Below are 19995 nucleotides of genomic sequence, written 5' to 3'. Positions count from 1 at the left end.
AAGTTTATATACTGAAGTTAAGCCTGACGGGTATACAGGCTTGCTCGTCATACTTCAGTGGTATTGGCGTTTACAGGCGTTTCACACCCGATTACTGGCGTCTGGCTACTCAAAGTATGATAAAGAAAACAGGGGGCAAGGGATGTTGCTTAATAAAATATGGGGTCGTCGGCTGTCGGCAATCAGTTTATGCCTGGTCGTAACATTCGCTCCGCTGTTCAGTGTCCAGGCCGATGAGCCTGAAGTTATTCCGGGTGACAGTCCTGTGGTCGCCGGCGAGCAGGGGCTGGCTCAGCCGCAGGCGCTGTCTCCCACCACGGCGGCGATGGCCGGTCTCCAGCCGCTTGCAGAAGGCGCGGCGGAAAAAGCCCGCGCTGAGCTACAGGCACAGCTTCCCTCTGGCTACACGCCGGTATATATGAACCAACTGGAATTACTCTACGCCGCGCACGATATGAAACCCATGTGGGAAAATCGTGATGCGGTGAAGTCGTTTCAACAACAGCTGGCCGAGGTTGCGATTGCCGGATTTCAGCCGCAATTTACAACCTGGGTGGCGCTGTTGACCGATCCGTCCGTGACGGGGCTGGGACGTGATGCTGTCCTGTCCGATGCGATGATGGGTTATCTTCACTTCATCGCTAATATTTCCGTCAAAGGCAACCGCTGGCTCTATAGCAGCAAGCCTTACGCATTGGCGACGCCGCCGCTTTCGGTGATTAATCAGTGGCAGGTGGCGCTGGATAACGGTCAGCTGCCAGCGTTTATCGCTGAGCTGACGCCACAGCATCCGCAATATGCCGCAATGCACGAATCACTGCTCAAACTGGTGAGTGACAACCGTCCATGGCCGGAGTTGACCAGTAAAGCAACGTTACGGCCGGGCCAGTGGAGTAATGACGTTCCCGCGTTGCGCGAAATTTTGCAGCGTACGGGGATGCTGGAAGGGGGGCCGAACATTGCGCTGCCGGGCGAATATAACGCTGGCGATGCCGTTGTCAGCCCTTCTGCCGTAGCGACTGAATCCGCGTCTGCTGCCGGGAAACCTGCTCCGGTTGTTCGTGCGGCGTATGATAAGGAACTGGTTGAAGGCGTGAAGCGTTTTCAGGCGTGGCAGGGACTCGGTGCTGACGGCGCGATTGGTCCCGCCACGCGTAACTGGCTGAACGTGACGCCGGCCCAGCGGGCAGGCGTTCTGGCACTGAATATTCAGCGTTTGCGTCTGCTGCCTGGCGAGCTCTCTACCGGTATTATGGTGAACATTCCGGCTTACTCACTGGTTTATTATCAAAACGGTAATCAGGTGCTGGCCTCCCGCGTCATTGTCGGACGCCCTGACCGGAAAACCCCGATGATGAGCAGTGCGTTGAACAACGTTGTGGTCAACCCGCCGTGGAACGTGCCGCCAACGCTTGCGCGTAAAGACATTCTGCCAAAGTTGTGGAACGATCCGGGATATCTTGAGCGTCACGGCTATACGGTGATGCGCGGCTGGAACAGCAAAGAGGCTATCGATCCGTGGCAGGTGGACTGGGCGACTATCACGCCGTCGAATCTGCCGTTCCGCTTCCAGCAGGCTCCGGGGGCGCACAACTCGCTGGGGCGCTATAAGTTCAATATGCCAAGTTCCGATGCGATTTATCTGCACGACACGCCGAACCACAACCTGTTCCAGAAAGACGCCAGAGCGCTCAGTTCCGGCTGCGTTCGTGTGAATAAGGCGTCGGAGCTGGCGAATATGCTGTTGCAGGATGCGGGCTGGAACAATACGCGTATTTCTGATGCGCTGAAGCAGGGCGATACGCGATATGTCAATATTCGCCAGAACATCCCGGTCAATCTCTACTATCTGACCGCGTTTGTCGGCGCGGACGGTCAGACCCAGTATCGTACAGATATTTACAATTATGATCAGACTGCGCGATCCAGCGCACAAATTATGGCAAAAGCTGAAAAATTAATCAGGTAAATGAAGATGTTCTGGTAAATCTGTTGTCGTAAAACTGTGTAATCACGAGGCCTGCTGCCTGCAGGCCCTGTGGCTGCTGGGGAAGGGCAATCTTGACGGCAGCTTTTTTGCCAGTTAAGGTGCCTCTCGTGCGCCAGAAGTGCATATAAACGATAACACTTGACCTGTAGACCTGATTATCATGGACAAATTTGACGCTAATCGTCGCAAATTGCTGGCGCTTGGTGGTGTTGCCCTCGGTGCCGCCATCTTGCCTGGCCCGGCTTTTGCGACGCTCTCTACCCCACGCCCGCGTATTTTGACGCTCAATAATCTTCATACCGGAGAGTCGATTAAAGCGGAGTTTTTCGACGGCAGAGCCTATATTCAGGATGAATTAGCCAAACTTAACCATTTTTTCCGCGACTATCGTGCGAATAAAATTAAGTCCATCGACCCAGGATTGTTCGATCAGCTTTTCCGCCTGCAAGGCCTGTTAGGCACCCGTAAGCCGGTACAGCTTATTTCCGGTTATCGCTCCATGGATACCAATAATGAATTGCGTGCGCACAGCAGTGGAGTGGCGAAAAAAAGCTACCACACCAAAGGGCAGGCAATGGATTTCCATATTGAAGGCATTTCGTTAAGCAATATTCGCAAAGCGGCGTTATCTATGCGCGCAGGTGGTGTAGGATATTACCCACGCAGTAATTTTGTGCATATTGACACCGGGCCAGCGCGGCACTGGTAATTAACGAAACAGGAGCAGTATGAATTATCGTATTATTCCGGTCACCGCTTTCTCCCAGAACTGCTCGCTGATTTGGTGTGAGCAAACGCGTCTGGCGGCGTTGGTCGATCCCGGCGGCGATGCAGAGAAAATCAAACAGGACGTTGATGCCAGCGGCCTGACGCTCATGCAGATCCTGCTCACTCATGGCCACCTTGATCACGTAGGCGCGGCGTCTGAACTGGCGCAGCATTATGGCGTACCGGTTATTGGTCCGGAAAAAGAAGATGAGTTCTGGTTACAGGGGTTACCTGCACAGAGCCGCATGTTTGGCCTGGAAGAGTGTCAACCGCTGACGCCCGATCGTTGGCTGAACGAAGGCGATCGGGTCAGCGTGGGGAATGTGACTTTACAGGTGTTGCATTGTCCGGGACATACGCCGGGACACGTGGTCTTCTTTGATGAACAATCAAAGCTACTGATTTCCGGCGATGTAATATTCAAAGGCGGCGTCGGCCGCAGTGATTTCCCGCGCGGGGATCACAATCAGCTGATTGACGCAATTAAGCGTAAACTGCTGCCGTTAGGCGATGACGTGACATTCATTCCTGGTCATGGCCCGCTGTCGACGCTGGGTTATGAACGGTTGCATAATCCGTTCTTGCAAGACGAAATGCCTGTCTGGTAATGCAGATAACAAAGCCCGCATCAGCGGGCTTTGTTTTATCCGGGGAGGTGATTACAGCACGGCAACGATGGCTTCGCACAGCGGCGCCATGTTATCCGGTGTCATTCCCGCCACGTTAACACGCCCGGAAGCCACGGCGTAGACGCCAAACTCTTCACGCAGACGCAATACCTGCTCTTTGGTCAGACCGCTAAAAGAGAACATACCGTTCTGTCTGGTGATAAAGCTGAAGTCACGGTTTGCCCCTTTCTCCTGCAGTGTATTGACAAACAGCAGGCGCATACGCTGAATGCGCTGACGCATGTCGGTCAGTTCCTGTTCCCAGATGGCGCGCAGCGCGTCATTGCTCAGGATGGTTGCGACCACAGCTGCGCCGTGAGCCGGTGGGTTAGAGTAATTGGCGCGAATAGAGAATTTCATCTGACTGAAGGCGCGCTCAACGGTTTCAGTATCTGCCGCCACCAGCGTACAGGCGCCGACACGCTCATTGTACAGGCCAAAGTTTTTGGAGTAAGAACTCGCGACAATCAGTTCTTTATGCAATGCAACAAACGCACGCAGACCTTCGGCATCTTCTTCCAGACCACGGGCGAAGCCCTGATAGGCGAAGTCAAACAGCGGCAACCAGCCTTTTTCCACAGAGAGCTGCGCCAGTGTTTGCCACTGCTCCAGTGTAGGATCGATACCGGTTGGGTTATGACAGCAGCCGTGGAACAGTACCACATCGCCCGCCTGCGCTTCGTTCAGGCTGCTCAACAGCGCGTCAAAATCCAGCGTATGGTTTTGGGCGTCATACCAGGCATATTCGCAAACTTCCAGACCCGCAGAGTTGAAAACACTCTTATGGTTAGGCCAGCTTGGATTGCTTACCCACACGCGTTTGGCCGCGGTGTTTTTAGCCAGAAAGTCAGCGGCAACACGCAGAGCGCCTGTCCCGCCTGGCGTTTGCGCGGTACGGGCGCGTTTATCATTAATCAGTGAACTACCTTTTCCGAACAGCAGTTCCTGCGTGCAACGGCCGAATTCCGGAATACCGTCAATGCTGAGGTAGTTTTTTGTCGTTTCATTTTCGAGTAAATACTGCTCGGCTTTTTTAACGCTGGTCAGTACCGGCGTTTTGCCAGTCTCATCTTTATATACACCAATCCCGAGGTTGATTTTTCCAGGACGGTCATCAGCACGAAACAGATCGGCCAGGCCCAGAATTGGGTCGGCAGGAGCGGCGGTAATGTTCTCAAACATGACGATGTTCCATTATGGTTACGGAAGGGAAGTCCGCTATCAGGTTAACGGTAGATTTACAAAATGCCAACCGTTAGCGGCGAAAACTCTGAGTGTTTTTTGAAGACGCGAGATTTCTCTGGCGGATATAAAAAAACAGGACCGAAGTCCTGTTTTTTAGGCATATAACAAAGAGGTCTGCTATTAGAACTGGTAAACGATACCTACAGCAACGGTGTCGTCAGAACCTACGCCCAGTTTATTGTCAGAATCGATCTGGTTGATGATGTAATCAACGTAGGTGGACATGTTTTTGTTGAAGTAGTAGGTAGCACCGACTTCGACGTAGTTAACCAGATCTTCGTTGCCGACACCTTCAACATCTTTCGCTTTGGATTTGGTATAAGCGATGGACGGACGCAGACCGAAGTCGAACTGGTATTGAGCAACTAACAGGATGTCCTGCGTTTTGTTCGCGAAACCGCCACTGATTGGGGTTGCGTTACGCGTTTCGCCATAGTTAGCGGCCAGGTAGAGGTTGTTAGCATCATATTTCAGGCCAGTCGCCCACTGTTCCGCTTTTTTACCGTTGCCACGCAGACGTGCATCTTCCTGAGCGTCGGTACGGTCAGCCGCACCGTAAGCACCTACGATACCGAAACCTTCAAACTCGTAGCTCAGAGATGTACCCCAGCCGTCGCCGTTAGAACGACGAACATCGCTGAAGTTATTGTCATCACCGTCAACATCATAAGTACTGGCACGCTCATTTTTACCCAGGTACTGAACGCCGAAGTTCAGACCTTCGACCAGACCGAAGAAGTTAGCGTTACGATAAGTCGCTACGCCGCCAACGCGACCCGCGAAGAAGTCGTCGGTGTAGGCGGTGTCACCACCAAATTCTGGCAGCATATCGGTGTAACCCAGAGCATCGTAAACGATGCCATAGTTACGACCGTAGTCCAGGGAGCCGGCATCACCAAATTTCAGACCGGCGAACGCCAGACGGGTTTTGTTGCCATTCTGAGAGTCAGAACCACCTTCAGAATTATTGCCGCTGAACTGATATTCCCACTGACCGTAACCGGTCAGTTGGTCATTAATCTGAGTTTCCCCTTTGAAACCAAGACGGGCATAGGTCTGGTCGCCATCGCCACCATAACTGTTCTCACCGTTGTTTTTAGAAAAATAATGCAGACCTACCGCTTTGCCGTACAGGTCCAGCTTGTTGCCGTCTTTGTTATAAACTTCAGCAGCGTTAGCTGCGCCGGCTACCAGCAGGGCAGGGATCACCGCTGCCAGGATGTTGCGCTTCATCATTATTTATTACCCTCATTGGTTTTTTTATATGACACTCGCCACTGCCGCCAATAAGTTACGTCAATAAAAATTTACGGAACTATTGATGAGAGTTTGGTGTCTTTTTGTGTCTGACAGGCATCTTTCCATTCAAACTGCCAATTCGCCACCGTGAAAATGCTACAAATATAAAGATTTTGTTTCAAAAAGAAAAAATATGTAATCAAATGTTAAAATAAAGTAACTTTGTGAACATCGTCAAACTTCAGTCTGTTTCTGCGGGTAAAACGCTCGTTTTATTTCTATTTATATGATTTTCTTATCGTTAATTTAGATAACGGCAAATATTATCACTTACTTTTTGGCGGGATATTTTTACTCATCGTTCTGTTCGGATGTCTGGAATGCTATTTTTCTGATTAAAAAAAGTACTATTAGATCAGAAAAAACTAATCTTTAGCCATTGTGCGTGAGGTTTTTTGCTGTGACAGTGAGAAGAAATATTCCGTAACAGGAACAGGGTTTTTGGCGCTTGCTATTAGATTTGTTTACTTTTGAAACGCAAAAGTTGACAAAAGAGAATAAAAAAAGCCAGCGAGAAGCTGGCTTTTTAGCTTTAATCGCGAGATTAGAAGCTGGCGTTGCGTGGGGTACGCGGGAAGGGGATAACGTCACGGACGTTTTGTACGCCGGTGACATAAGCGATCAAACGCTCAAATCCCAGACCGAAACCTGAATGAGGAACGGTACCGTAGCGGCGCAAATCGCGATACCACCAGTAGTCCTCTTTATTGAGGCCCATTTCCAGCATACGCGCATCCAGAACGTCAAGGCGCTCTTCACGCTGGGAACCGCCAATGATCTCACCGATTCCCGGCGCCAGAACATCCATTGCCGCGACGGTTTTACCGTCTTCGTTAAGGCGCATATAAAATGCCTTAATGTCCTTCGGATAGTTTTTCACTACTACCGGCGCTTTAAAGTGCTCTTCTGCCAGATACCGCTCATGCTCGGAAGAGAGATCGACACCCCAGAACACCGGGTTTTCGAATTTCTTACCGCAGTTTTCCAGAATGGTCACCGCATCGGTGTAATCCACCTGTGCGAAGTCTGCGTCAATGAAACGTTCCAGACGGGAAACGGCATCTTTATCCACACGCTCGGCAAAGAATTTCATGTCGTCTGCGCGTTCTGTCAGTACCGCCTTAAAGACGTACTTCAGCATCGCTTCCGCCAGACCAGCAACGTCATTCAGGTCCGCAAACGCCACCTCCGGCTCCAGCATCCAGAATTCCGCCAGGTGACGGCTGGTGTTGGAGTTTTCAGCACGGAAAGTCGGTCCAAAAGTATAAATTTTTGACAGCGCACAGGCATAGGTTTCACCGTTCAACTGACCCGAAACGGTCAGGAACGACTCTTTACCGAAAAAGTCTTTATCGAAATCAACTTTCCCCTGATCGTTACGCGGCAGGTTTTCCAGATCCAGCGTCGATACGCGGAACATCTCGCCCGCGCCTTCGGTGTCAGAAGCGGTAATCAACGGGGTAGACACCCAAAAGAAACCCTGTTCATCGAAGAAGCGATGCAGAGCCTGAGCCAGCGTGTGGCGGACACGAGCCACCGCGCCAATCATGTTGGTGCGCGGACGCAGGTGCGCAACTTCGCGCAGATATTCGATGCTATGGCGTTTTGCCGCCATAGGATAGGTGTCCGGATCTTCAACCCAGCCGGTGACTTCCACTTCCGTCGCCTGAATTTCGAAGCTTTGTCCCTGTCCAGGGGACGCAACAACTTTACCCGTTACAATCACCGAGCAGCCGGTTGTCAGACGCAGTACATCTTGATTGTAATTGGGCAGAGAATGATTAATTACAGCCTGTACAGGATCAAAGCAGGAACCGTCATAAACGGCAAGGAAGGAGATGCCAGCTTTTGAATCTCGGCGGGTACGCACCCATCCGCGCACGGTGACTTCGCTGTCAACGGCTACGCGGCCCTGGAGTACGTCGGCAACAGGCACAACGCTCATAATATTCTCTCTGTTAATAGTCGATTAGACATACTCTAAATAATTCGGGTTGCGGGAAGGTTGACTTCGGTGAGGGACATGGATGTCCCTGATTCATCCCCAGGCGCTTACATCAGTAAGTGACTGGAGTGAGCGAGGAAAGCCAACACACCCGCAACTTGAAGTATGACGAGTATAAACACTTGTCCACCCGAAACGGGAGGGCTTCCTATGTTACCTGGCATCTGCAATCAGACAAGCAGAAATCGCAGCTGGAGCGAAAGATTTCGGAAATAAACGCGAAAAGGGAGCCATGATGGCTCCCCGAAAGGCTTAGCTGGCTTTTCTGATATGGGGCAAGTCGAAGGCTTTACGCAACGCGCGCACGAAGGCTTTGTCATGGCAAATGGTTTTTCCTGGGCTATCGGACAGCTTAGCAACAGGCTTGCCATTGCACTCTACCAGTTTGATCACAATATTCAGCGGCTTCACCTGCGGGATATCGCAGGTCAGCCGCGTCCCGATGCCAAAGCTCAGCTGTACACGTGAAGAGAAGTGACGATAGAGATCGACCGCTTTCTTTAAATCAAGATTGTCGGAGAACACCAGAAGCTTGCTCAGAGGGTCAATACCCAATTTCTGATAATGCGCAATGGCTTTCTCGCCCCATTCGACAGGATCTCCGGAGTCATGACGTAATCCCTGATAGCGCGTGGCGAATTCCATGCCGAAATCACGTAAGAAGGCATCCATTGTGATGCAGTCTGTCAGGGCGATACCAAGCTGGTTGGGATATTCGTTAAGCCAGGCGGCCAGGGCGGCACGTTGGCTGGTGGCCAGATCCGGGCTTATCTGCTGGTGCGCCTGGAACCACTCGTGGGCCTGAGTACCCATCGGCGTCAATGACAGACGACGTGCGAGATCGTAGTTACTGGTACCGACAAACCACGGTTCCTGCTGGAGACGCTTAACGATCGCCTGCTGCACTTCTCGTGAGAAGCGACGACGGGTACCAAAATCCATCAGATGGAAGCGGGACATATCGAGATCGGCCGTTAAAGCAGAGAAATCGACTAGCTTATTTTCCAGCGCGTCAAGCGCCTGCAAAACGCCGGATTCAGGTGAGCGGTAGCGGTGTACCAACTCGCTGATAACGGCCAGCAACGGGACTTCCCACATGATCACTTCACGCCACGGACCGGTTAAGCGAATATTCAGCTTGCCGTTGTCGTTCGTAACGGAGACCTGTTCCGGGTTATAGCGGAAATTGCGTAACCAGTTGAGGTAGTCAGCTTTAAAGAAGGGCAGACCGGAGAGCCATGCAAACTCGTCCCCCTGAAGTTTCAGGTGCTGCATCGCGTGAACCTGCTCGCGAATAGCATCGGCATAAATACCCAGCAAATCATCACCGCGGCAACGGAATTCAGCCGCTACATGCACATCATCGTAGCGGTGAAAAACGGCTTGCTGCATATGCAACTTATAAGCATCTGTATCCAGCAGCGAGTGCAGAACAGGAGAAGCGAATTGTGTCATAGGTGCGCAGTAGCATCCTCTCACGGGAGCGTTTAGTACAATAAACAACTAAGAAAACCGCTGGAGTATACCTTGTTTAGCGATTTATTGAACCCCGATCACAACATAAGCTGTCTTCAGGGTCGAGTGCATTTCGTGCCTCGTGTTATAAAAATGTAGCTAAAAGAGTGTTTGTGTATGAAAAGATAAACATTCTGCGTAGCGCGATTTGCGCAACAGGAATAGACTGGAGTCGAGACTCTACAGAAGATGCGAAAGGTTTTTTATGACACAACAGCCGCAAGCTAAATACCGTCACGATTACCGTGCACCGGATTACCAGATTACCGATATTGACTTGACCTTTGACCTCGATGCCGAAAAAACGGTAGTCACAGCATTGAGCCAGGTTGTCCGTCATGGCGCGTCTGATGCGTCTCTCCGCCTTGATGGTGAAGATTTGACGCTGGTATCCATCCACGTCAACGATGCGCCGTGGACCGCGTATAAAACAGAAGAGGGCGTGCTGATTATCGACAGTCTGCCCGAGCGTTTTACGCTGTGCATTGTCAATGAGATCAGCCCCGCGGCGAATACAGCGCTGGAAGGTTTATACCAGTCCGGTGATGCGTTATGCACTCAGTGTGAAGCGGAAGGTTTCCGTCATATTACCTGGTATCCTGACCGTCCTGACGTGCTGGCGCGTTTTACCACGAAAATTATTGCTGATAAGAATCAATATCCGTTCCTGCTCTCCAACGGTAACCGTGTTGCCCAGGGCGAGCTGGAAAACGGTCGTCACTGGGTTCAGTGGCAGGATCCGTTCCCGAAACCGTGCTACCTGTTTGCGCTGGTGGCGGGTGATTTTGACGTACTGCGCGATTCCTTTACTACCCGTTCCGGGCGCGAAGTTGCTCTGGAGCTGTACGTCGACCGTGGAAATCTGGATCGGGCTCCGTGGGCGATGACTTCATTGCAAAACTCCATGAAGTGGGATGAAGAACGTTTCGGCCTCGAGTATGACCTCGACATCTATATGATTGTTGCGGTGGACTTCTTTAATATGGGCGCGATGGAGAATAAAGGGCTGAATATCTTTAACTCCAAATATGTGCTGGCGCGTACCGACACGGCTACTGATAAAGATTACCTTGATATTGAGCGTGTGATTGGTCACGAGTATTTCCACAACTGGACAGGTAACCGTGTTACCTGCCGCGACTGGTTCCAGCTTAGCCTGAAAGAAGGCTTAACGGTATTTCGCGATCAGGAGTTCAGCTCCGATCTGGGATCACGAGCGGTAAACCGCATCAGCAATGTGCGCACCATGCGTGGTCTGCAGTTTGCCGAAGACGCCAGTCCGATGGCACACCCGATCCGTCCGGATAAGGTGATTGAAATGAACAACTTCTACACCCTGACCGTTTACGAGAAGGGTGCGGAAGTCATTCGTATGATCCACACGTTGCTGGGTGAAACAAACTTCCAGAAAGGGATGCAGCTCTACTTTGAGCGTCACGACGGCAGCGCGGCAACCTGCGACGACTTTGTACAGGCGATGGAAGATGCGTCAAACGTCGATCTTTCCCATTTCCGCCTCTGGTATAGCCAGTCCGGTACGCCGATTGTAACGGTGAAAGACGACTACAGCCCGGAAACAGAGCAGTACACTCTGACCATCAGCCAGCGCACGCCCGTCACTGCGGATCAGGCGGAGAAGAAACCGCTGCATATTCCGTTCGCGATTGAATTGTACGATAACGAAGGCAACGTTATCCCATTGCAGAAGGGGGGGCATCCGGTGAGTTCCGTGCTTAACCTCACTCAGGCAGAACAGACCTTCGTATTTGATAATGTCTGGTTCCAGCCGGTGCCTGCACTGCTTTGCGAGTTCTCCGCTCCCGTGAAGCTTGAATATAAATGGAGCGATCAGCAGCTGACGTTCCTGATGCGTCACGCGCGAAACGACTTCTCCCGCTGGGATGCGGCGCAAAGTCTGCTGTCCACCTACATTAAACTGAATGTGGCGCGTCATCAGCAGGGGCAACCGCTCTCCCTGCCGATACATGTTGCGGATGCGTTCCGTGCGGTGCTGCTGGATGAGCAGATCGATCCCGCGCTGGCGGCAGAGATCCTGACGCTACCTTCCGTTAACGAAATGGCGGAACTGTTTGAGCAAATCGATCCGCTGGCGATTAGCGAAGTCCGTGAAGCACTCACCCGCACCCTGGCGACCGAACTGGCCGATGAGTTCCTGGCAATCTACAACGCCAATCGTCTGGATGAATATCGTGTGGAACATGCGGATATTGGCAAGCGTACTCTGCGTAATGCCTGTCTGCGTTTTCTCGCGTTTGGCGAAACGGAACTGGCCAATACGCTGGTAAGCCAGCAGTACCATAACGCCAACAATATGACCGACGCGCTGGCGGCACTCTCTGCGGCAGTGGCGGCGCAGCTGCCGTGCCGTGACGCGTTGATGCAGGAATATGATGACAAGTGGCACCACGACGGCCTGGTGATGGATAAATGGTTCATTCTGCAGTCCACCAGCCCGGCAGATAACGTGCTGGAAACGGTACGCGGCCTGCTGAAACATCGCTCATTTAGCATGGGTAACCCGAACCGTATCCGGTCGCTGATCGGCGCTTTTGCGGGCAGCAATCCGGCGGCGTTCCATGCGCAGGATGGCAGTGGTTATCAGTTCCTGGTGGAAATGCTCACCGAGCTGAACAGTCGCAACCCGCAGGTGGCCTCGCGCCTGATTGAACCGCTAATCCGCCTGAAACGTTATGACGCCAGACGTCAGGCGAAGATGCGAGCGGCGCTGGAGCAACTGAAAGATCTGGAAAATCTCTCCGGCGATCTGTTTGAGAAGATCACCAAAGCGCTGGCCTGATAATATTGCCGGATGCGTCCGGCCTGCAAATCAAATGCAGGCCGGATAAGCGACAGCGCCATCCGGCATTTTTAACCGTGCTTGCGTAGCGGAGCCTCATGTTCACCACGCTGCATCACCCGGTTCAACACTTCCGCCTCAAGTTCAGCTAAACGCACCGAACCCCGTCGTCGTGGACGGGGAATATCGACCGTCAGATCCAGCCCTGGTTTTCCGTCTTCAATCAGCAATACGCGGTCAGCCATTGCCACCGCTTCGCTGACGTCATGTGTTACCAGCAGCACGGTAAAGCCATGCTCCTGCCACAATGAAACAATCAGATCCTGCATCTCCAGTCGGGTTAGCGCGTCCAGTGCGCCGAGCGGTTCATCGAGTAACAGCAAGCCAGGTCGGTGGATGAGTGCACGCCCCAGCGCGACACGCTGTTTTTGTCCTCCAGAGAGCGCGGCAGGCCATTCCGTGGCCCGGTTTTCTAGACCCACCGAAGCCAGCGCCTGACGAGCGGCATTGCGCCACTCTCCCTTAAGACCCAGCCCTACGTTATCGATCACCGATTTCCACGGCAGCAGACGCGCGTCCTGGAACATCATCCGCGTGTCGTCCTGAATATCCGCCAGTGGCGTTGTGCCTGCGAGGAGTTCGCCAGAGGTGGGGGATTCCAGCCCGGCCAGCAGGCGCAGCAAAGTGCTTTTGCCACCGCCGCTCCGCCCAACGACGGCGACAAACTGACCCGCCGGAATATGCAGGTCAAACTGATTGAGCACGGTATTGCTGCCGTAGCGTTTGGTCACCGCGTTCAGCAGTAGTGGGATGCCCTGATTCAGACGAGCGGTATTCATACGGTTGCCTCCTTCACATGATAGGCCGGATTCCAGCGCAACCAGACGCGCTCCAGCAGTTGAGCGCTGACATCGGCCAGTTTGCCAAGCAGGGCATAGAGAATAATGGCGACCACCACCACATCCGTTTGCAGAAATTCGCGGGCATTCATCGCCAGATAGCCAATCCCTGAATTGGCGGAGATCGTCTCTGCCACAATCAGCGTCAGCCACATCAGCCCCAGGGCAAACCGGACGCCGACCATGATTGAAGGCAGAGCGCCGGGCAGGATCACATGGATAAACAACGGAAAACCGGAGAGCCCGTAGCTGCGCGCCATCTCGACTAAGCCACGATCGATATTGCGGATCCCGTGCCAGGTATTGATATAGATGGGAAAGAGCGTGCCCAGCGCAACGAGGAAGATCTTCGCGGATTCATCAATGCCGAACCAGAGGATCACCAGCGGGATCAGCGCCAGGTGCGGCACGTTACGCAACATTTGAATAGAGGTATCCAGCAGCCTTTCCCCCCAGCGTGACAGGCCGCTAATGAGTCCCAGCGCCAGCCCAATCGATCCGCCGATGGAAAAGCCGATCAGGGCGCGCCAGGAACTGATCGCCAGATGCTGCCAAAGCTCACCGCTGGCGGAGAGCGTCCGGAAGGCTTCAATGACGCCTTCCGGGGAGGGCAAAATACGCCCGGATAGCCAGCCTGTGGAAGACGCAAGCTGCCAGAGCGCAACGATGCCCACCGGTAAAAACCAGGGGGCAACGCGCAGCAACCACTTATTTGTTGGCGTTGCCATATTTGGGTACCTCAGCTCTGGGCGACTTTACGTGGGATGAATTCATTTGCCACCGCTTCACCTTGCTGGTGCAGAGGCTTCGGCTGGGGGATCTCCGTGATGGCGACATCCAGATGTGGAAACAACAATTCGCCGACCTTATATGCCTCTTCGAGATGCGGATAACCGGAAAGCACGAAGCTATCGATACCCAGTGCGGCATATTCATTAATCCGTGCCGCCACCGTCGGTCCATCGCCCACCAGCGCCGTTCCTGCGCCACCGCGTACAAGGCCGACCCCCGCCCAAAGATTAGGGCTGATCTCAAGTTTGTCGCGCTTGCCGTTATGCAGTGCCGCCATGCGGTGCTGCCCCACAGAATCGGTACGAGCGAAAGCCGCCTGTGCTTTGGCGATCGTCTCATCGTCCAGGTGCGAAATCAGGCGTTCCGCCGCTTGCCAGGCCTCTTCGTTGGTTTCACGTACAATAACGTGCAGGCGAATGCCGAAACGAATTTTGCGTCCACGTGCCGTCGCTTTAGCTCGCACCTGTTCGATCTTCTCTTTCACCAGTGCAGGAGGTTCACCCCAGGTAAGGTAGAGATCAACCTGCTCTGCGGCCAGATCCTGAGCGACCTCCGAGGAACCACCAAAGTAGAGTGGGGGATATGGCTGTTGGATCGGCGGGAAAAACAGTTTCGCCCCGCGTACATGGATATGTTTGCCGCTAAAATCGACGGTTTCGCCCTGTAGCAGACGGCGCCAGACCTGAGTGAATTCATCAGAGGCTTCGTAACGTTCAGCGTGGTCGAGAAACACGCCGTCACCCGCCAGCTCCTGCGGATCGCTACCGGTTACGAGATTAAACAGCGCGCGACCGTTTGAGAGCCGATCAAGCGTCGCCGCCTGGCGAGCGGCAACCGTTGGCGAGGTTACGCTCGGACGCAGGGCGACCAGGAACTTCAGCCGCTGGGTTACCGGGATCATTGAGGCAGCCACCAGCCACGCATCTTCACAGGAACGCCCGGTTGGGATCAGCACGCCGGTGAAACCCAGGCGATCTGCGGTTTGCGCAATTTGCTGTAGATAGCCGTGATCAACCGGGCGTGCTCCCTCTTCGGTGCCGAGATAATGACCATCACCGTGTGTTGGCAAGAACCAGAACATATTCAGACTCATAACTGTTTTCCTTCCTGTTGAGTGGGATGCCAGATGCGTTGGCGAATATCGATCTTTTTCGGAACGAGTCGGTTTTCGTAAAACAGGTCGGCGGTTTGTTGCTGTAGCGTGGCGACAGTGGCGCTAACCGGTGAAATGGCGGTGGGCGGACGGTGGTCTAAATAAGAGGCGATAACGGGTTCTGGTAATCCCATTGTTTTTGCCAGCAGCGTAATGCTTTCCGGACGCTGGCTGAGGGTCAGGGCATCAGCCTGACTGAAGGTATCCAGAACGCCCTGAATAAAAGCCCCGTTTTTCTCAGCGTAAGGTCGTGCGGCCAGATAAAACGAACCGGTCTGTTTCAGATCAGAACCATCCTTCAGCACGCGAACCCCGCCCTGCAATAAGGCTGCCGAGTAGTAGGGATCCCAGATTGCCCACGCGTCAACGTTCCCTTGCTGGAAGGCGGCGCGGGCATCGGCTGGCGTCAGGTAGGTGGGCTGGATGTCGGTAAACTTCAGTCCGGCCTGTTGCAGGGCGCGCAGGAGCAGGTTGTGTGAGCTTGACCCTTTCTGGAAGGCGACCTTATGGCCTTTTAGTTCAGCCACCGTTTTAATCGGGCTGTTTTCCGGTACCAGAATCACCTCAGCCTTCGGTTTCGCCGGCTCCACGCCAACGTAAAGCAGATCCGCTCCGGCAGCCTGGGCAAAAATGGGCGGAATATCCCCAGTGCTACCGAGATCGATGCTCCCGACGTTCAGCGCTTCCAGCATCTGCGGGCCAGCCGGGAACTCAACCCATGAGATTTTGGTTTGCGGATAGCGCTTTTCGAGTAGCGAATGGCTTTTCGTCAGCACCATACTCACGCTGCCTTTCTGGTAGCCGATACGCAGCGCATCAGGCGCAGGTTCGGCGGCCTGGGCCGGAGAGGTGGTCAGGAGTCCAGTCAGTACCAGCCACGAGGCGTGACGTCTGAATAATTTAAGCATGGGCGGTACCTCGCAGACTCTTCAGGGACGGGGTCTGCGCATCACGGCGATGCAGCGCCAGCCAGAAGGTATCCAGCGCGCCGTTTAGTCGCAGCTGGAGATTGGGCGTAAAGTGGGGTTTATGTTGATAGTCGATCACCTGTGAATCATCCGCGAAGACCCCGTGCAGGATCTCCTGAGCTTTCAGGGCACTCAGTACCGGTTTCAGGGCATAATCGACGGCTAACAGATGGGCTACGGTGCCGCCTGTGGCGAGCGGCAGCACCACTTTGCCTTCCAGGGCGCGTTCAGGAAGCAGATCGAGAAGCGTTTTTAACGCCCCGGAGTAGGCCGCTTTATAGACCGGAGTGGCAACAATCAGCCCATCGGCTTCTTTAAGCTGCTCCGTCAGCGTTTTTAGCGCCGGGCTGTCGAAGCGAGCATACAGCAGATCGGCAGGTTCAAAATTGTGTAGGTTCCAGTGGTAGATCTCCACACCCTGTTCACTCAGTTTTTCCCGCGCATATTCCAGTAACGCGCTGGAACGAGAGGGAAAGCGTGGGCTTCCTGCAAGAGTAATGACGCGCATAATCTCAATCTCCCCTTATAACTAATTGTTCTCTTTTGTTTAACATTGATAACAATTTTTGCAGTCTGACAGAGGGATTTTGTTTATCGAAATGATTTATACGGGATAGAAAAGCTGAAAAATGGATAAAAAGAGGAGTGAGAAGAAAACGTTTGCTATTTATTGCCGCAGGTCAATTCCCTTTTAGCCCGATATCACACATAATACGCCCCCGGTTTGCACACCGGGAATCCAGGAGAGTTCATGTACTACCCCTTCGTTCGTAAAGCCCTTTTCCAGCTCGATCCAGAGCGCGCTCATGAATTGACATTCCAACAGCTTCGTCGCATCACAGGTACGCCGTTTGAAGCGCTGGTCCGCCAAAAAGTACCGGCAAAACCGGTAACCTGTATGGGACTGACGTTTAAAAATCCGCTTGGCCTGGCGGCCGGTCTGGATAAGGACGGCGAGTGCATTGATGCGCTGGGGGCAATGGGTTTCGGTTCGATCGAAATCGGTACCGTTACGCCGCGTCCACAGCCGGGTAATGACAAGCCACGCCTTTTCCGTCTGGTGGACGCAGAGGGGTTGATCAACCGGATGGGCTTTAATAACCTGGGTGTTGATAACCTCGTCGAGAACGTTAAAAAAGCGCACTATGACGGCGTGCTGGGGATTAATATCGGCAAAAATAAAGATACTCCGGTAGAGCAAGGTAAAGATGACTATCTGATTTGTATGGAAAAAATCTATGCCTATGCCGGGTATATCGCCATTAATATATCTTCGCCAAATACCCCAGGATTACGTACGCTGCAATATGGTGAAGCGCTTGATGATCTGCTCAGCGCAATTAAAAATAAGCAAAACGATCTGCAATCGATCCATCAAAAATATGTCCCGGTCGCAGTAAAGATCGCGCCGGATCTTTCTGAAGAAGAACTGATCCAGGTGGCCGACAGTTTGCTTCGGCATAATATCGATGGTGTTATTGCAACTAATACCACACTCGATCGTTCCCTGGTTCAGGGAATGAAAAATTGCGATCAGGCGGGGGGATTAAGTGGACGTCCGCTGCAATTAAAAAGTACAGAAATTATTCGCCGACTGTCCGAGGAATTAAAAGGGCAGCTACCGATTATTGGCGTCGGCGGGATTGACTCTGTCGTCGCGGCGCGCGAGAAGATGGCGGCCGGCGCTTCGCTGGTGCAAATTTATTCTGGCTTTATTTTTAAAGGTCCGCCACTGATTAAAGAAATTATTACCCATATCTGATTCTTTTCTCCTCCTTTGTCAGATTATCAGACAACCAGGGCTTTATTTCCGGCCCTGGTTGTTTTATATTCCTTTGTTGTTGCTTATTTAAACATTATATACTCTAATTAATTCGAGCTGTGGGACAAAACGCGTAGCCGTTTTGAACAGCGCTTGCGCTGGCCCCGAAAGGCGAGTTACGCGGCGACGCAGGGACAAATCTGTCAGGAACAGATTTGAATGCTGCTGGTAGCGGCCCCTGGATGGGTCGAGTAATAAAGCCAACGCAACTGCAACTTGAAGTATGACGAGTATAGTCTTTCCTTATCTAAGGTAATAAACAAGCGGCACAAGGACAACATTGCAACAGGACGCTAAAGGGGTGGAGAGAAACCGATGCGAATTAAACCTGACGATAACTGGCGCTGGTATTATGATGAAGAGCATGATCGAATGATGCTCGATTTAGCCAATGGTATGTTATTTCGCTCGCGTTTTGCCCGTAAAATGCTGACTCCGGATGCATTCTCCCCGTCTGGTTTTTGTGTTGATGACGCCGCGCTTTATTTCTCATTTGAAGAAAAGTGTCGTGATCTCGAATTATCCAAAGAACAGAAAGCGGAACTGGTGCTTAACGCACTGGTGGCTATTCGCTATCTGAAACCGCAAATGCCGAAAAGCTGGCACTTTGTGGCACATGGCGAAAACTGGTTGCCTGGCGTCGGGGATGCGGCCTGCGTGTGGCTGAGCGATACCGAAGAGCAGATCAATCTGCTGGTGGTGGAGCCGGGAGAAAACGCGGCGCTTTGCCTGCTGGCCCAGCCGGGCGTGGTTGTGGCGGGGCGCACGATGCAGCTTGGCGATGCAATAAAAATCATGAACGACAGGCTGAAACCGCAGTTAAGAATTGACAGCTTAAGCCTTGAGCAGGCGGTTTAGCATCTCGTCGGTGGGCGTAGCTGGTGCAGGCAGTTTGAACACGGACAGTACGCCAGTCCTGCCCTGGTTCTTAGATTTTCAGCCTGAGCGCGGTCTTCGGCACACAGCTACAGCACAAGATTGTTCCGTCATCGCCAATCGCTGATTTTTTCAGCGGACTGACTTCGCCTTCCAGCAGCTTCACCCGACAGCAGCCGCAGATCCCCGCCCTGCATGAATAAGGAACCCGGATACCCTGGTTCTCCAGCTGTTCCAGTAGCACCTGCTGATTGTTGCCGCGAAAAGCCTGACCCTGCCAGTCAATAGTCACCGCCGCATCCGTCTGTTGTTCTGCTACGACTACGCCTTCATCCTCTTCGGCGGCGCCATACGCTTTGGCCGGTCCCGTGGCGAGGATTTCAACTTCATCACCGACACGAACCACGCCGCTGTTTCGGGCGATAAGATTCTGTCCAAAGTCGACATCGCCGTTGTCCAGGGCAGTACGGAAGCGTTGCAGGGTTGCCAGCGGTTCGCCTGAGGGATGTTTCTGACCTTTTTCCGGACTGACGGTGGTGAAAATACAGCGTGAGCAGGGTTTTACCACGTCAAAAATGACCTCGCCAATGCGAATGGTTTTCCAGGTATCTTCTTCCCATGCAGAGGTGCCGGAAACCACCAGGTTCGGGCGGAACTGCTCCATCTTCACGCTGGCCGGGCAGCGCTGTTGCAGATCGCGCAGAGAGGCTTCATTAGTCAGCAAATAAGGAAAACCATCAGCAAAAGAGAGCGGTACGTCGTCGTGGCGTTTTACCCTGCGGGTCGGCTGAGGACCCACCCAGCGAAGCTGGACATCGCGAGAGAAGAAGCGACTCAGCCACTGGTTAATCGCCTGAGGAGCGATGCGGGCGGTAAAATGATTTCCCCATACCTCGGTCGGCTCGTCCTGTTGCGCGAAATCGGCAAAGTGGACCAGCGCGCTGCTGCCGTCCGGTGCACTCAGGTGCAGACCATCATGGAATGGAGAAGGGGTGAAGCGTACCATTTGTGGAAACTGGCGGGCGGTAATGAACGTTCCGTCAGGTTGGGTGACCATAAAAATGCGATCGAAGGCCATACCGCTGACGTCGGCAAGGGCGTGCGTCAGACCAATACCGCGCATAGATTTTACGGGATGAATAAAAAGCCGGGTTAACGCCACCACTGTTCTGCCCCT

Annotated in this window: 16 protein-coding genes; 6 read left to right on the top strand and 10 right to left on the bottom strand. The window is 53.0% G+C overall.

Going from position 1 to position 19995, the window contains the following annotated elements:
- Window positions 1-142 precede the first annotated feature (142 nt).
- From ldtD to C3432_RS08175, 3 genes are all read left to right on the top strand, one after another.
- Window positions 143-1969 (top strand): L,D-transpeptidase, encoded by a 1827-nt coding sequence (ldtD, locus tag C3432_RS08190; protein WP_103776134.1) that lies wholly within the window; start codon window positions 143-145, stop codon window positions 1967-1969.
- Window positions 1970-2150: 181 nt separating this feature from the next.
- Window positions 2151-2699 (top strand): YcbK family protein, encoded by a 549-nt coding sequence (locus tag C3432_RS08180; protein WP_103776133.1) that lies wholly within the window; start codon window positions 2151-2153, stop codon window positions 2697-2699.
- Between the two features lie 19 nt (window positions 2700-2718).
- Window positions 2719-3366 carry an MBL fold metallo-hydrolase gene (locus C3432_RS08175; RefSeq protein ID WP_103776132.1) on the top strand — a complete coding sequence of 216 codons (648 nt, stop codon included), beginning with the start codon at window positions 2719-2721 and terminating at the stop codon, window positions 3364-3366.
- A 51-nt stretch (window positions 3367-3417) separates the two neighbouring features.
- Here C3432_RS08175 and aspC read toward each other — a convergent pair whose 3' ends face one another.
- The 4 genes from aspC to pncB all read right to left on the bottom strand — a co-directional run bounded on the left by aspC (window position 3418) and on the right by pncB (window position 9430).
- Window positions 3418-4608: an aspartate transaminase gene (gene aspC, locus C3432_RS08170; RefSeq protein ID WP_103776131.1), complete on the bottom strand. Its 1191-nt coding sequence runs from the start codon at window positions 4606-4608 to the stop codon at window positions 3418-3420.
- 183 nt (window positions 4609-4791) lie between these two features.
- Window positions 4792-5907 (bottom strand): porin OmpF, encoded by a 1116-nt coding sequence (gene ompF, locus C3432_RS08165; RefSeq protein WP_103776130.1) that lies wholly within the window; start codon window positions 5905-5907, stop codon window positions 4792-4794.
- 607 nt (window positions 5908-6514) lie between these two features.
- The gene (gene asnS / locus C3432_RS08160; protein WP_103776129.1) at window positions 6515-7915 is read right to left on the bottom strand and encodes an asparagine--tRNA ligase; all 1401 of its coding nucleotides are present in this window, start codon (window positions 7913-7915) and stop codon (window positions 6515-6517) included.
- 312 nt (window positions 7916-8227) lie between these two features.
- A complete protein-coding gene (pncB, locus tag C3432_RS08155; protein WP_103776128.1) occupies window positions 8228-9430 on the bottom strand; it encodes a nicotinate phosphoribosyltransferase in 1203 nt (400 codons plus the stop codon).
- A gap of 265 nt (window positions 9431-9695) precedes the next feature.
- Between pncB and pepN the strand changes: the two genes are divergently transcribed.
- Window positions 9696-12308: an aminopeptidase N gene (gene pepN / locus C3432_RS08150; RefSeq protein WP_103776127.1), complete on the top strand. Its 2613-nt coding sequence runs from the start codon at window positions 9696-9698 to the stop codon at window positions 12306-12308.
- A 71-nt stretch (window positions 12309-12379) separates the two neighbouring features.
- Here the strand turns inward: pepN and ssuB are convergent, their stop codons facing one another.
- From ssuB to ssuE, 5 genes are read right to left on the bottom strand one after another with little or no spacing between them, the layout of a single operon-like run.
- Window positions 12380-13147, bottom strand: a complete 768-nt coding sequence (gene ssuB, locus C3432_RS08145) for an aliphatic sulfonates ABC transporter ATP-binding protein (RefSeq protein WP_103776126.1) — start codon at window positions 13145-13147, stop codon at window positions 12380-12382.
- Entirely contained in the window at window positions 13144-13935 is a 792-nt protein-coding gene (gene ssuC, locus C3432_RS08140; RefSeq protein ID WP_103776125.1) for an aliphatic sulfonate ABC transporter permease SsuC, read from the bottom strand. Before ssuC ends, ssuB begins: the two co-directional genes overlap by 4 nt.
- A gap of 11 nt (window positions 13936-13946) precedes the next feature.
- Entirely contained in the window at window positions 13947-15092 is a 1146-nt protein-coding gene (gene ssuD / locus C3432_RS08135) for an FMNH2-dependent alkanesulfonate monooxygenase (protein WP_103776124.1), read from the bottom strand.
- Complete coding sequence (locus tag C3432_RS08130) at window positions 15089-16060, bottom strand: sulfonate ABC transporter substrate-binding protein (protein ID WP_103776123.1); 972 nt, start codon at window positions 16058-16060, stop codon at window positions 15089-15091. Before C3432_RS08130 ends, ssuD begins: the two co-directional genes overlap by 4 nt.
- On the bottom strand, window positions 16053-16628 hold the full coding sequence (gene ssuE, locus C3432_RS08125) for an NADPH-dependent FMN reductase (protein ID WP_103776122.1): 576 nt from the start codon (window positions 16626-16628) through the stop codon (window positions 16053-16055). The genes C3432_RS08130 and ssuE overlap by 8 nt, the downstream gene beginning before the upstream one ends.
- 243 nt (window positions 16629-16871) lie before the next feature.
- On the opposite strand from ssuE, the gene pyrD reads away from it, so the two are divergent.
- Both pyrD and zapC read left to right on the top strand, forming a co-directional pair.
- Window positions 16872-17882, top strand: a complete 1011-nt coding sequence (gene pyrD, locus C3432_RS08115) for a quinone-dependent dihydroorotate dehydrogenase (protein WP_103776121.1) — start codon at window positions 16872-16874, stop codon at window positions 17880-17882.
- 375 nt (window positions 17883-18257) lie between these two features.
- Complete coding sequence (gene zapC / locus C3432_RS08110; RefSeq protein WP_103776120.1) at window positions 18258-18800, top strand: cell division protein ZapC; 543 nt, start codon at window positions 18258-18260, stop codon at window positions 18798-18800.
- Between the two features lie 70 nt (window positions 18801-18870).
- On the opposite strand, the gene C3432_RS08105 is transcribed toward zapC, so the two are convergent.
- A complete protein-coding gene (locus C3432_RS08105; protein ID WP_103776119.1) occupies window positions 18871-19983 on the bottom strand; it encodes a YcbX family protein in 1113 nt (370 codons plus the stop codon).
- Window positions 19984-19995: the final 12 nt, after the last annotated feature.

The sequence above is a fragment of the Citrobacter amalonaticus genome, assembly GCF_002918555.1.
Lineage (GTDB): Bacteria > Pseudomonadota > Gammaproteobacteria > Enterobacterales > Enterobacteriaceae > Citrobacter_C > Citrobacter_C amalonaticus_A.
Note: the sequence above shows the minus strand (reverse complement) of the source record. Positions and strands in the feature narration are given on the sequence as shown.